We start from the raw sequence: 12,034 nt of genomic DNA, 5'->3' as shown, positions 1-12,034 counted from the left end.
CCCTGTACCCCCACTAGCTAAAACAAAAGAGAGGGCAGCAGCCCACCAGCAAGTCTCTTTGCCTGCTAGTCTAAAAAGACGGGTTGAACAGCTCCGAGTATGACCAGCACTCTCCCTACTCGCTCGTTTAATACCAGCCGCTCCAAGCAGATCTTTGCACGGGCGCAGCAGCTTATGCCGGGGGGCGTTAGCTCTCCGGTGCGCGCCTTTAAGTCGGTGGGCGGGGATCCCGTCGTGTTTGACCGCGTCTCAGGAGCCTACGCCTGGGATGTGGACGGCAACCAGTACATCGACTACATCGGCAGTTGGGGGCCGGCGATTGTCGGCCACGCCCATCCCGAGGTGATCGAGGCTCTGCACCGAGCTTTGGAGAAAGGCACCAGCTTTGGCGCCCCTTGCGTTTTGGAAAACGAGCTGGCCGAGCGGGTGATCGAGGCGGTGCCCAGCGTGGAGATGGTACGCTTTGTTAACTCCGGCACCGAAGCTTGCATGGCGGCGCTGCGCCTGATGCGGGCCTACACGGGGCGGGAAAAGGTGATCAAGTTCGAGGGCTGCTACCACGGCCATGCGGACATGTTTTTGGTCAAGGCCGGCTCAGGGGTGGCCACGCTGGGCCTGCCGGATTCGCCGGGGGTACCTAAGGCCGCTACCAGTGCCACGCTGACCGCCCCCTACAACGATCTAGAGGCAGTCAAGGCTCTGTTTGAGCAGCATCCCGACTCCATTGCGGGCGTGATCCTAGAGCCGGTGGTGGGCAATGCCGGCTTCATTCCGCCGCAGCCGGGCTTTTTGGAGGGTTTGCGGGAGCTGACGCAGAAGTATGGCGCCCTGCTGGTGTTTGACGAGGTGATGACCGGCTTTCGCATCAGCTACGGCGGTGTGCAGGCCAAGTTTGGTGTCATCCCCGATTTAACCACCCTGGGCAAGGTAATCGGCGGCGGCCTGCCGGTGGGGGCCTACGGCGGTCGGCGGGAGATTATGGAAATGGTGGCGCCGGCGGGGCCGATGTACCAGGCGGGCACCCTCTCCGGCAACCCCCTGGCCATGACGGCCGGGATCCACACCCTCGATATTTTGCGTCGCCCCGGTACCTATGAGTATCTGGAGCGGATTACCGAGAAGCTGGCCACGGGGCTGCTGCAGATTGCGCAAGAGACCGGGCACGAGATGTGTGGGGGCCATTTGCCCGGCATGTTCGGCTTCTTCTTCACGGCTGGCCCAGTGCGCAACTACGAGGAGGCCAAGCGCTCGGACTTGCAAAAGTTTGCCCGCTTCCACCGCGGCATGCTGGAGCGGGGGGTGTATCTGGCGCCCTCGCAATTCGAGGCCGGCTTCACTTCCTTGGCCCACACCGAAGCCGATGTGGAGAGAACCCTCGAGGCGGCGCGAGAGGTGCTGCGCACGCTCTAGGGTTTCTTCTCCCCTCTCCCCTTGGGAGAGGGGTTGGGGGTGAGGGTGATCTGCACTGGGATCATGGCCGAGCACATCCACCGCAACTGGCGCATCACCACCCAAACCACCGACAAGGGGTTCATTTTTTGCTGTCAGCGGCTACGTCAGGATGGCTCGGTGGAGTTTGCCGCCCCAGCCTACGGCTACTTCCACAATGAGGCCGAGGCAATTTTGGCCGGCATGGTCTGGATCGACCGGCAGCAACTGCCGGATCACCTGGATGGCCTGCTCTTCGACAACGAGGAGCCAGAAAGTTAGCTCAGGGCTTTTTCCCCCACCAACTGTTCCCAGCCCAAGCCTTTGAGGGCGGCGTTGCGCCGCAGTGGGCGGGTGACCAGCTCCAGCAGCGCCTGGGTGTTGCCGAAGCCGTGGATCTGGGCAAAGGTAAACTCCACCGACCACTTGGTGGTGACGCCGCGGGCTTCGAGGGGGTTGGCGTGGGCCATGCCCGTGATTACCAGATCCGGCTGCAGGGCTTTGATGCGCTGCAGTTGGTTGTAGTTATCCGGCTTCTCGACAATGGTGGGCTTGGGCACCCCCATCTCCTCGCAGGTGCGCTCCAGGAGGGCCAGCTCGGCGGCCTGGTAGCGCTTGTCGAGGTAAGGGATCCCGATTTCCTGCACCGTCATACCGCAGCGCACCAGGAAGCGGGCCAGGGAGATCTCCAGCAGGTTATCCCCCATGAAGAAGACGCTCTTGCCCCGCAGCAGGCCCAGGTACTCCTGAACCTGGGGGTGACGCCACACTTCCCCTTCCCGCTCTGCCAGGCCTTGAGTCGGGATCCCCAGCTCGCCGGCGATGGCCTCGATCCAGGCGCGGGTGCCATCCGGCCCGATGGGAAAAGGAGCGGTGATGAGCTTGGCCTTTTTGCGGCGCACCAGCGTGGTGGCGGTGCGGCTGAGGAAAGGATTTACCCCCACCACATAGGTGCCCGGCTCGATGGCCGGCAGCTCCTCGTAGCGCTTGGCCGGCAGCCAGCCGGAGACGCGGATCCCGTACTTTTTCAGCTCCAGGGTGAGTTGGGTTACCACCGGATCCGGCACGGAGCCGAAGATCACCAAGGGGGGATGTTTGGGGAAGCCTTCTTCCTCTTTCTTTTTGCCGGGGCGCAGCCCGTAGAAAAGAGCCTGCAGGCCACCCCGCGTCTCCCGCTCTTCTTCCTGCACCTGCTCCGGGCAGCGCTGGGCCATAGAGGCCAAAACCGTGTCTTCCCCCTGGGTAAAGGCGTAGTCGAGGCCATTGGCCCGCGCCACCACAATCGGGATCCCGATCTCCCCTTCCAGCTTCTGGGCTAGGCCCTCTAGATCCATCTTGATGATCTCGGTGGTGCAGGTGCCGATCCAGACGATGACGCTGGGATTGCGATCCCGCTGGATTTGCAGGCACAGCCGCTTCAGCTCCTCGTAGTCGTTGAGCTTGGCGCTGATGTCCCCCTCTTCCAGCTCGGCCATGGCATAGCGCGGCTCGGCAAAGATCATCACCCCCATGGCATTTTGCAAAAAGTAGCCACAGGTTTTGGTGCCGATCACCAAAAAGAAGCTGTCTTCAATTTTGGGGTAGAGCCAAGCCACGCAACTAATCGGGCAGAAGGTGTGGTAGTTGCCGGTCTCGCATTGAAAGTGGAGGGTATTGGAAGCATCCACAGCAGCAGTCATCGTCGGCTCCTAGAAAAGGGTTTGTCAAGCTAGGGGGCGACCAATTGGGGCACGCCCACCAATTTCTCGCTCAGATCCCAGAGCAGCTTGGCCTTGGCCGCATCCCCCGCCTCGTCCGAGACTTCTTGGTTAAAGGGCTTGGCATTTTTCCGTTGCCGGTTGCCCCAGCTCCAGTAGAATCCCGACTGGCGAAACTCCGGATCCGCCACCACCTGGGCCACCCGCTCGCCGGCCAGCTCTTGGGAGACGTAGCCGCCGGTGATGTTTTTCTGAAACCAGGGGAACAGCTTTTGGAAGAGGGGATAGTGATGGCGGAAGAGGGCCGTTTCCGCCACACAGCCCGGGTAGAGGGAGAGAAACGTGATGCCGGTGCTCTCGTGGAAGCGGCGGTGCAGCTCCCGCATGGTGAGGATGTTGCAAACTTTGCTGTCTTTGTAGGCTTTGACGGGATCGAACTTGCCGCCATCGGCCATGCTGATCGGTTCCTTGAAGCCCTGGGCAAAGCCCCGCAGATCCCCCAGGTGAGGTTGGGGTGGGATCTTGCCCCCCAGCTCCTTGGGGTTGTGGGTAACCGTGCCCAGGATCACCAGCCGCCGATCCGGATAGGTGGAGCGCTTCAGATCCTCCAGCATCAGGTGGCAGAGCAGGAAGTGCCCCAGATGGTTGGTGGCCATGGTCAGCTCATAGCCCTCCGGGCTGCGCAAGGGCTGCTTAAGCAAGGGCATGTAGATGGCGGCGTTGCACACCAGGGCATCCAGAGAGCGGCCCGACTGGCGAAATTGTTCGACAAATTGCCGCACACTGGCCAAGCTAGCCAGATCGATCGGCATCAGGGTGTAGCTGCCCTGCGGGATCCCCACCTGCTGAGCCATCCGCTGGCCTTTGTCCAGATCCCGACAGGCCATCACCACGTGCCAGCCCCGCTTGGCCAAAGCCAAAGCCGCGTACAGGCCAACGCCCGAAGAGGCTCCAGTAATCACCACGGTGGGTTGCACTTGTGCTTGCATATCCAACTCCTCTGCCATGTCCTCAAGATGGATCTCCTGCACAATCCATCTTGGGGCGGAAAGCGGGCCAGACAACGAATTGATAAGGTTTGCGACGGTTTTCCGAAACAATTGCTTCACTTTTAGACACACCGGCAAGCTGGCAGGTTTGGGATCCCTTACACCAGCGCCGGCTCCCGTGCCGGGGCGTTGTAAAAGTCCGACAGCAGGGCAAACAGCTCCCGATCCTCAGCAGGCCGGGGCACGATCCCTTCCGGGCGGGCCAGCAGCTCGTCGGCGATGTTCAGGTAGTACTGGCAGACGGGCTCCAGGCTGGGATCCGTCTCTGCCATCTCGAAGAGGGTTTTGCCCTTGACCCGCGAAATGCGAATGTCCTCGACCAGTGGCAGCACCTCGAGCACAGGCATGGGCACTGCCGAGACGTATTGGTCGATGAGATCCCGCTTGCTGGTGCGGTTGCCGATTAGGCCGGCCAGGCGCAGCTTGCGGGTTTTGGCTTTTTCTCGCACCGAGGCGGCAATGCGATTGGCGGCAAACAGGGCGTCAAAGCCGTTGTCAGTAACGATCACACAGTAGTCGGCGTAGTTGAGGGGGGCAGCAAAGCCGCCGCACACCACGTCCCCCAGCACGTCGAAGAGGATGACGTCGTACTCGTCAAAGGCGTTCAGCTCCTTCAGGAGTTTGACGGTTTCTCCCACCACATAGCCGCCACAGCCGGCCCCTGCCGGCGGCCCTCCCGCCTCAACGCAATCTACGCCGCCGTAGCCGCGGTAGATCACATCCTCGGGGTAGATGTCTTCGTAGTGGTAGCCCTTGGCTTCCAGGGTATCGATGATCGTGGGGATGAGAAAACCAGTCAGGGTGAAGGTGCTGTCGTGCTTGGGGTCACAGCCAATTTGCAACACCTTCTTGCCCCGCCGGGCCAAGGCCACCGAGAGGTTGCAACTGGTGGTGGACTTGCCGATCCCACCCTTCCCGTAAACTGCCAACTTCACAGCACGTTCCTCCACAAGCCTGACAAGGGCCATTATCGGCAGCTAACCCACTCCCTGAGAAGTGTTGAGAAGAATTAAGGCAAGCCTAAAACAAGTTAAAGCAATTTCTTAAATCGCCAGACGGACAAGTCCTCGCCCAAAAGATTCTTCGAGCCGATTTTTGGCTTTTTTCCAGCTTTTGTTTTTTGTTTTTTCGTAAAAGCAGATCAAAAGCAAATCATTCATCTCTCCGTGGCTTTGACAAGCACTGCTCCCGTCAACTCGCTGGAGACTGCCGGCGGGATCCCTTTTCCCGGTCTGAGGGAGAGTCTCAAGAATGGTCTCAATGGCCAGAGGAGACGCGGAATCCCCAACTTCAAAAGGGATCTCAGGGATCGAAGGCAAAGGCAATCTGCACGGCCCCTGTAGAATCCACCTCAACCCTGCGCAGGAATTCCCGCAGGTAGGCGCGGCGCTCGCTCTCGCTGAGGTCTTGCCAGAAGGGCAGGATGGAGAGAGTTTGGGCGATCTGGAGGAAGTTGGCGGGAGGGAGCTGTTCCAGCTTTTGGGCCAAACGGGCCGTTTCCGCCCGCAGTTGGTAGCAGCGCTGGGCCAGGGAGGGCTCATCCATCAGTCCAGATTGCTGCAGCGCCTCCAGTTGCCGCAGCCGCTCGCTGTTGGCCTGGATCTGGGCTTGGAGCTGTTGGCGGGTTTGGTCCAGGGCCTGCCGATCCAGGTTTTGGGCACGGTGGGGGAGCTGCTCGCAGACCTGGCGGATCACCTCCTGCAGGACTTGGGCGTAGTGGAGGCTGTAGCGACAGGTTTGGCAACGCAGGTAGAGGTAGGAGGAGCCGTTCCTCTTGGCCTTGCCGGGGGTGGTTTGCACAATGCGCAGAAGGCTGCTACAGGTACGGCAATGGACGAGGCCAGCCAGAGCGCGGGGGGCGCTGGCGCTGCGGCGTGGGATCCTTTGGTTGCGTTTGAGCCAGCGATCGATCTGGGCGGCCTCGGTGCGGCTGAGGAGGGCGGGGTGGGTATCGCGCAGAACGGTGCCATCGGCATAGGCCAGATCCCCGCGATAGACGGGGTTGAGCAGCCAGTTGCGCCCCGTGGCCACCGAAATGCGCTTGTGGTGTTTTTCTTCCAAAAAGCGCACCGCTTGGCGCAGGGATCCGTAGAGAAGAAAGTGCTGGAAAAAATCCTGAACAACAGGGGCCTGGCGGCGATCCAGCACGTAGCGCTCCCCTTCGCGGCGATAGCCAAAGGGAGCCGGGCCGGGGGGAGGCTTGCCCGCCAGGCGGTTGCGGGCCTGGCTGTGGCAGAGGCGGCGGCTTTGCAATTGATGGGGGATCTCGGCCAGCAGCGGGATCCAGTCGGCAGCCTCGCTGGGGGTGTGTAGGCCGGATTGGGTCACCAGGCTCAGTTGGATCCCTGCCTGTTGGATCTGCAACAGCCGTTGGTGGACTTCCTCCGCTCGATCCCCCAGATCCGCCAGGCGCACCAGCAGCACCTGCTGCACCGATCCGGCGGCGATGCCCTGCAACAGCTCTTCCAGGTGGGCGCGGGATCCCCAGTCGTGCCAGATGGGAGCGGCCCCGTGTGCTTTCAACCAGACCAGCTCCTGGTCTGGCCAAGGGGCATGGGCAGGCGTGTAGAGGTAGCCACAAATGCTCATGGACAAGCAACCTGTCACCGCTGCTGCACCATCACCCGACACCCCTCCTAGCCAGGGATCCCAGGTAGGCTAAGGGAGAGACAGACCGGCAACCCCTGGCTGCCGACCGCTCTCCGCAAGATGGCTTTACTCCACCGCCGCAGTCGCGTATTCCAGCTCCTCTTCCGACACCTCCAGCGGCGCCTCTTCGGCTTGTCCTTGCTTAGCAGCCCGCAGTTGCTCGCGGTACTTGGCCGCCATTTCTTCTGCTTTTTCGTAAACCAACTTGGGATCCCGCAGCATGTCGCCGGGATTGGGCTCCAGTTGCTTGGTGGACAGCGAGATCCGACCCCGTTCTGCGTCTAGGTCGATGATCATCACCTTCACTTCGTCGTTGACGTTGAAGACGCTGTGGGGCGTGTCAACATGTTCGTGGGAGATCTCGGAAATGTGCAGCAAGCCGGAGACGCCGCCAATGTCTATGAAGGCACCGTAAGGCTTGATGCCACGCACTGTGCCGACCACTACCTCGCCCACTTCCAGCTTGTTCATCTTCCGCTCCACCAGAGCGCGGCGATGGCTCAACACCAAGCGGTTGCGGTCTTCGTCCACCTCCAAAAACTTCAGGGGCAGCTCTTCGCCCACCAGCTCTTCCTTGGGCTTGCGGCTGCTGATGTGGGATCCGGGGATAAAGCCGCGCAATCCCTCAATGCGCACCAGGGCGCCTCCGCGGTTGGTAGCAAAAATGGTTGCCCGCACCGTGGCGTCTTCTTTCTGTAGCTGCCGCACCCGCTCCCAGGCCCGCATGTACTCGATGCGGCGAATGGAGAGGGTCAGTTGCCCCTCTTCATTTTCTTCGGTGAGGATGAAAAACTCGCGGGTCTCTCCCGGCTGCAGCACCTCGTGCGGGTCTTCTACCCGGCTGATGGACATCTCCTGCAGAGGCAGGAAAGCAGCCGTCTTGGCCCCGATATCGATCAACGCGCCGCGCGGCTCCACCGAAAATACCGTGCCGGCCACAATTTCGCCGGGGCTGAAGTGATAGTCGTACTTGTCCAGTAGGGCAGCAAAGTCCTCGGTGGTAAAACCTACATCGGCAGCAGCGGTGAATCGACTCATAGGGGTGTAACAGCAGTTGGCGCGAATTAGAAGAGCAGTTGAACTTGGTAATGAACGGCTCCCATACTCGCTCACCCTCCCGGGCGGGACAGGCAATAGCTTGGGAAATACTATCGTAGCTTAAGAGGGCGACTTTTGTGGCAAACTTCCTGGCGATCCTGCCAAGCTAGAGGGAGATGGCCAGAGTTGGGAGAGGGGCGGTTGCATTTTATCGACCAGGCGGAAATTGAAGTGCAGGCGGGGAACGGCGGAGATGGCATTGTTGCCTTTCGCCGCGAAAAGTACGTGCCCGCCGGCGGGCCTTCGGGGGGCAATGGAGGACGGGGCGGCTCGGTGATCTTGGTGGCGGATCCCGGCTTGCAGACCTTGTTGGACTTTCGCTTCCAGCCGCTGATCAAAGCCGAACACGGGGCCAAGGGAGGACCCAACCACTGCAGCGGGGCCAGTGGTGCGGATCGGCTGGTGCGGGTGCCCTGCGGCACGATGGTGTTCAACGCAGAGACCGGCGAGCTGCTGGGGGATCTGGTGCAGCCCGGGGATCGGCTGCTGGTGGCTCAGGGCGGGAAGGGCGGCCTGGGCAATGCCCATTTTCTCAGCAACCACAATCGGGCTCCTCGCCAATTTACCAGGGGCCAACCGGGAGAGCGGCGACGCCTGCGCCTGGAGTTGAAGCTCATTGCCGAGGTGGGGATCGTCGGTATGCCCAATGCGGGCAAATCCACCCTGATCTCGGTGGTCTCGTCCGCCCGGCCCAAGATCGCCGATTACCCCTTCACCACCCTGCAGCCCAATTTGGGAGTGGTGCCTCATCCCTCCGGGGATGGGGTGGTGTTTGCTGACATTCCCGGACTGATCGAGGGGGCGCACCTAGGGGTGGGTCTGGGCCACGACTTTTTGCGCCATGTGGAGCGCACGCGGGTGCTGATCCACCTGGTGGACGGTACGACGGTGGATCCCGTCAGGGATTACCAAATCATTCAGCAGGAGCTGCGCGCCTACGGCCACGGGCTTAGCAACAAGCCGCAGATTGTGGTTTTGAACAAGATCGATGCCCTTGAGCCCCAGGAGGTGGCCGAGCGCACCCAGCAGCTGTCAATGGCTGCCGGTGCCCCGGTATCAGCCATCTCGGCGGTTGCCAGGCAGGGGCTGGAGCCCTTGTTGCAGCGGGTGTGGCAGTGCCTGGGCCGGGATCCCCATCAACCTGCGGCGGCCAGCAAAATCCAGCCGGTCCAGGGGCAGAAGAATCTTAGAATAGGAGTGCCCCTGCCTTCCCAAAACTCAGAGATGAGCGGCTATGTATATCTCGGCGGAGGATCTGCCCCCCGACTTGCGCCAGATCAAGTTGGCCATTGAGCAGGCGGCTCAGGCGAGGGCAGGAGCTTGCTTGGAGCTGTTGATGCTCCTGCGGTTGTTGGAGGATCTGCACCGCACGATTTTGGAGGGGGCCTTCCGAGAGTCTTTGCCCAACACCCGCCAAGAGCTCTATCGGGTGCTTCAGGATTTGGAGGAAGCAGGCGACTGGCCCTATTTGCCTCGTCTGCATATTCAAGCGCTGATGCAACAGCTAAAAGATTGGCCGGAAGCGCAGGGATCCCTGCCGGTGCCGCCTACCCCTCGTTCTGGGGGAGTGGCAGAAGTGGTGGAAAGCCCCAGCCGCTCTGAGTCTTGAGGTTTTGCTTTTTTCTCCCGAATGGCCGAGTATTTTAAGCTCCATCCGCAGCATCCCCAGGCCCGCTCCATCCAACGGATTGCAGCCGCTCTGCGGGAAGGGGCGGTCATGCTCTACCCCACTGATACGGTCTATGCCATTGGCTGCGATGTCACCCACAAGCAGGCGGTGGAGCGGGTAAGGCGTCTCAAGCGGCTTTCCAACGACAAGCCCCTCACCTTTTTGTGCCCTTCGCTTTCCCAAATTGCCCAGTATGCCCAGGTGAGCGATCCCGCCTATCGACTGATGCGGCGGCTGATCCCAGGCCCGTTTACGTTTCTGCTGCCGGCCACCAAGCTGGTGCCCCGGTTGGTGATGGATCCCAAGCGGAAAACCACTGGCATCCGCGTGCCCGATTCGGCCATCTGTCAGGCGCTGTTGGCCGAGTTAGGCAACCCCATCGTCTCCACCTCGGCCAAGCTGGGCGGGGATCCCGTCGGCTCTTTGGAGGTGGGTTTTGACTCTGTTGGGGATTGGGAAGAGGGGGGAATCTTTACCGCCGAGGAAATGCGACAGTTGGAGAAACAGGTGGATCTGGTGCTGGATGACGAGGCTCCCTATCGGGCCCAGGTCTCGACGGTCATCGATCTCACGGGGCCGGAGCCCCTGTTGGTGCGGGCAGGCCTGGGGTACGAGCAGGTGGCAGAGCTCAGGCGGGTGGAAGAGCTGACTGGCTGAGGGCCGGGATCCCCCTTGCCCTACTCGGCTGCCACCAACTCCTAAAATAGGGTCGTGCTGCTGCGGTAAGCCCATGCCTGAAGCTTTGGCTGAGCAAAAATCGGCCCTGTTGCGCCTGCTGGAGACGACCGACCGGGGCCGACGTGTCTTGCCCGGCCAAAAAAGCCAGATCTTGTCTCACATTGCCGCCCTGGAAGCCCTCAACCCCACCCCTTGCCCAACGGCTGCCGCAGAACGGCTGGAGGGAAATTGGCTGAACCTGTTTACCACCAGCACAGACTTGTTGCGGTTGGCCAATTTGCCCCTTTTGACCACCGGTGAGATCTATCAGTGCATTCGGGCCCAAGCGGGCCAAGTCTTTAACGTGGCGGAGATCCAGGGATCCGGCTGGCTGCAGGCTTGGCTGCCGCGGGGAGTTTTGGCGGTGGCAGCCCGCTTCTACCCGGAGTCGGAACGCCGGGTCAAGGTGATTTTCGAGCGGCTGCTGCTCGGATCCCAGGCGTTGATGAGCTACGAGATCGAGAGTTTTCTCTATCTGCTCGAACGGGATCCCGAACGGATCCCGGCGGTGAAGATCGACGTTCGCCGCCGCGAGCCAACAGGCTGGCTGGAGATTACCTATTTGGATGAGGATCTGCGGATTGGCCGTGGCAGCGAAGGGAGTGTTTTTGTCTTGCGGCGGGTGGGCCGAGGCTGCGGCTAGCCAGAGGTGCCAGAGGGTTCGGCGGCGGCGATTTCAGAAAGAGGGGTCTTGGAGGTTAGACCAGAGCCTATCTCCCAGAGGGTCTGCAGGGCGCGGTAGGCCTCTTGCAAAGTCCGCAACTCCTGTTGGGATTGCTCCAGTTGCCGGGCCCATTGCTCCTGTTGGGAGCGCAGCTTTTGGTTTTCGGATTTTGTGCGATGCAGGAGGCGCTTAAGTTTTTGCTGCTGCTGCTGGAGTTGGGCCCGCTCGGTTTCCGACTGCTGCAGTTGGATCCCTTGGCGTTCCAGTTCTATCCTCAGGGTGGTGACTTGGGATTGAAGCTGGCGCAGCTTGTGGCGCAGCGCTTGCTCTCGCTCGGGCTTGAGTTGGGGGGAAGGGGATGAGGTTTGGAGGTTTTGCAGGTGCTGTTGCAACTGTTGCACCTGCTCCCGGAGAACCCGACACTGCTGCTGCTCGCTGCGCAGTTGTGCCTGGACACGCTCGCAGATCTGGATTTCGGCTTTCACCTGCTGCTTAATTCGGTCGAGAATCTTTTGGTGGCGGAGCTGGGTTTGGCGGATCTCCTGCGCTAATTGCCAAAGGCGCGGATCCCCCGCGGGCCTGCCACCGTGGTCGGCGGGATCGAAGGGAGACACGGCCTCCAACAGGGATTTTCGGAAATCGGCCCAGGAAGGGGATTGCAAGGCCATCTGGGTTACCCACCAAACTCCGTAGGCGGATCCGAGCCCGACCAACAAGCCAGGGATCCCGGCCAAGGACAGGGAAACCTTGGGCAGCGTGGGCAAAATCTGATCCAACAGCCCCGCCACCACCGCGCAAACCAGGAGCCCACTCCCTGCAGCGGCGACGCCTGAGATCCAAGAGGAGCGGGAGGACATCATCGTTTTTGTTTATCAGAACCACCAGAGCGGGAGAACCAGGGCAAAGGTCAGGTTCAAAAATCACCTGTCTGCATCTCAGTTTATCCCGCCGGCAACCTCTGTCTCTCATGAACTACCCCACCGCGTAGGCGGGTGGGGTTTCCCCATCCGCTTTACGGCGAGATTTTTGTCTCTTCTTCTGCCCCAGTTGCTTCATCGATCCC

General features: G+C 61.1%; 12 protein-coding genes. 6 read left to right on the top strand and 6 right to left on the bottom strand.

Annotated elements, in window-relative coordinates:
* Positions 1–99 precede the first annotated feature (99 nt).
* Positions 100–1,410: a glutamate-1-semialdehyde 2,1-aminomutase gene (hemL, locus tag NW845_RS06790; protein WP_414364862.1), complete on the top strand. Its 1,311-nt coding sequence runs from the start codon at positions 100–102 to the stop codon at positions 1,408–1,410.
* A 63-nt stretch (positions 1,411–1,473) separates the two neighbouring features.
* Complete coding sequence (locus tag NW845_RS06785; RefSeq protein WP_414333678.1) at positions 1,474–1,710, top strand: hypothetical protein; 237 nt, start codon at positions 1,474–1,476, stop codon at positions 1,708–1,710.
* On the opposite strand, the gene NW845_RS06780 is transcribed toward NW845_RS06785, so the two are convergent.
* The 5 genes from NW845_RS06780 to NW845_RS06760 form a co-directional block, all read right to left on the bottom strand.
* Positions 1,707–3,107: a ferredoxin:protochlorophyllide reductase (ATP-dependent) subunit N gene (locus NW845_RS06780; RefSeq protein ID WP_414333679.1), complete on the bottom strand. Its 1,401-nt coding sequence runs from the start codon at positions 3,105–3,107 to the stop codon at positions 1,707–1,709. The two genes, NW845_RS06785 and NW845_RS06780, sit on opposite strands and share 4 nt — an antisense overlap.
* Positions 3,108–3,136: 29 nt before the next feature.
* On the bottom strand, positions 3,137–4,114 hold the full coding sequence (locus NW845_RS06775; protein ID WP_414364891.1) for a protochlorophyllide reductase: 978 nt from the start codon (positions 4,112–4,114) through the stop codon (positions 3,137–3,139).
* A 158-nt stretch (positions 4,115–4,272) separates the two neighbouring features.
* On the bottom strand, positions 4,273–5,109 hold the full coding sequence (gene bchL / locus NW845_RS06770; RefSeq protein WP_414333681.1) for a ferredoxin:protochlorophyllide reductase (ATP-dependent) iron-sulfur ATP-binding protein: 837 nt from the start codon (positions 5,107–5,109) through the stop codon (positions 4,273–4,275).
* Between the two features lie 367 nt (positions 5,110–5,476).
* On the bottom strand, positions 5,477–6,763 hold the full coding sequence (locus NW845_RS06765) for a recombinase family protein (protein WP_414364865.1): 1,287 nt from the start codon (positions 6,761–6,763) through the stop codon (positions 5,477–5,479).
* A gap of 126 nt (positions 6,764–6,889) precedes the next feature.
* Complete coding sequence (locus NW845_RS06760; RefSeq protein ID WP_414364867.1) at positions 6,890–7,861, bottom strand: 30S ribosomal protein S1; 972 nt, start codon at positions 7,859–7,861, stop codon at positions 6,890–6,892.
* 201 nt (positions 7,862–8,062) lie between these two features.
* Here NW845_RS06760 and obgE point away from each other — a divergent pair, with 201 nt between their 5' ends.
* The 4 genes from obgE to NW845_RS06740 all read left to right on the top strand — a co-directional run bounded on the left by obgE (position 8,063) and on the right by NW845_RS06740 (position 10,950).
* A complete protein-coding gene (gene obgE / locus NW845_RS06755; RefSeq protein WP_414377697.1) occupies positions 8,063–9,214 on the top strand; it encodes a GTPase ObgE in 1,152 nt (383 codons plus the stop codon).
* Positions 9,156–9,530 carry a hypothetical protein gene (locus NW845_RS06750; protein WP_414364871.1) on the top strand — a complete coding sequence of 125 codons (375 nt, stop codon included), beginning with the start codon at positions 9,156–9,158 and terminating at the stop codon, positions 9,528–9,530. Before obgE ends, NW845_RS06750 begins: the two co-directional genes overlap by 59 nt.
* 21 nt (positions 9,531–9,551) lie before the next feature.
* A complete protein-coding gene (locus NW845_RS06745; RefSeq protein ID WP_414333157.1) occupies positions 9,552–10,247 on the top strand; it encodes an L-threonylcarbamoyladenylate synthase in 696 nt (231 codons plus the stop codon).
* 73 nt (positions 10,248–10,320) lie between these two features.
* Positions 10,321–10,950 carry a PAP/fibrillin family protein gene (locus NW845_RS06740; protein ID WP_414364874.1) on the top strand — a complete coding sequence of 210 codons (630 nt, stop codon included), beginning with the start codon at positions 10,321–10,323 and terminating at the stop codon, positions 10,948–10,950.
* Here NW845_RS06740 and NW845_RS06735 read toward each other — a convergent pair.
* A complete protein-coding gene (locus tag NW845_RS06735) occupies positions 10,947–11,831 on the bottom strand; it encodes a hypothetical protein (protein ID WP_414377684.1) in 885 nt (294 codons plus the stop codon). The two genes, NW845_RS06740 and NW845_RS06735, sit on opposite strands and share 4 nt — an antisense overlap.
* Positions 11,832–12,034: the final 203 nt, after the last annotated feature.

The organism is Synechococcus sp. H60.2 (genome assembly GCF_047462315.1).
In the GTDB taxonomy this organism is placed as follows: domain Bacteria; phylum Cyanobacteriota; class Cyanobacteriia; order Thermostichales; family Thermostichaceae; genus Thermostichus.
Note: the sequence above shows the minus strand (reverse complement) of the source record. Positions and strands in the feature narration are given on the sequence as shown.

Coding starts and splice junctions, on each gene's coding strand:
- NW845_RS06780 (WP_414333679.1), bottom strand. CDS start 3,107: ATGACTGCTGCTGTGGATGCTTCCAATACCCTCCACTTTCAATGCGAG.
- NW845_RS06760 (WP_414364867.1), bottom strand. CDS start 7,861: ATGAGTCGATTCACCGCTGCTGCCGATGTAGGTTTTACCACCGAGGAC.
- NW845_RS06750 (WP_414364871.1), top strand. CDS start 9,156: ATGTATATCTCGGCGGAGGATCTGCCCCCCGACTTGCGCCAGATCAAG.
- hemL (WP_414364862.1), top strand. CDS start 100: ATGACCAGCACTCTCCCTACTCGCTCGTTTAATACCAGCCGCTCCAAG.
- NW845_RS06740 (WP_414364874.1), top strand. CDS start 10,321: ATGCCTGAAGCTTTGGCTGAGCAAAAATCGGCCCTGTTGCGCCTGCTG.
- NW845_RS06785 (WP_414333678.1), top strand. CDS start 1,474: ATGGCCGAGCACATCCACCGCAACTGGCGCATCACCACCCAAACCACC.
- NW845_RS06765 (WP_414364865.1), bottom strand. CDS start 6,763: ATGAGCATTTGTGGCTACCTCTACACGCCTGCCCATGCCCCTTGGCCA.
- NW845_RS06745 (WP_414333157.1), top strand. CDS start 9,552: ATGGCCGAGTATTTTAAGCTCCATCCGCAGCATCCCCAGGCCCGCTCC.
- NW845_RS06735 (WP_414377684.1), bottom strand. CDS start 11,831: ATGATGTCCTCCCGCTCCTCTTGGATCTCAGGCGTCGCCGCTGCAGGG.
- NW845_RS06775 (WP_414364891.1), bottom strand. CDS start 4,114: ATGCAAGCACAAGTGCAACCCACCGTGGTGATTACTGGAGCCTCTTCG.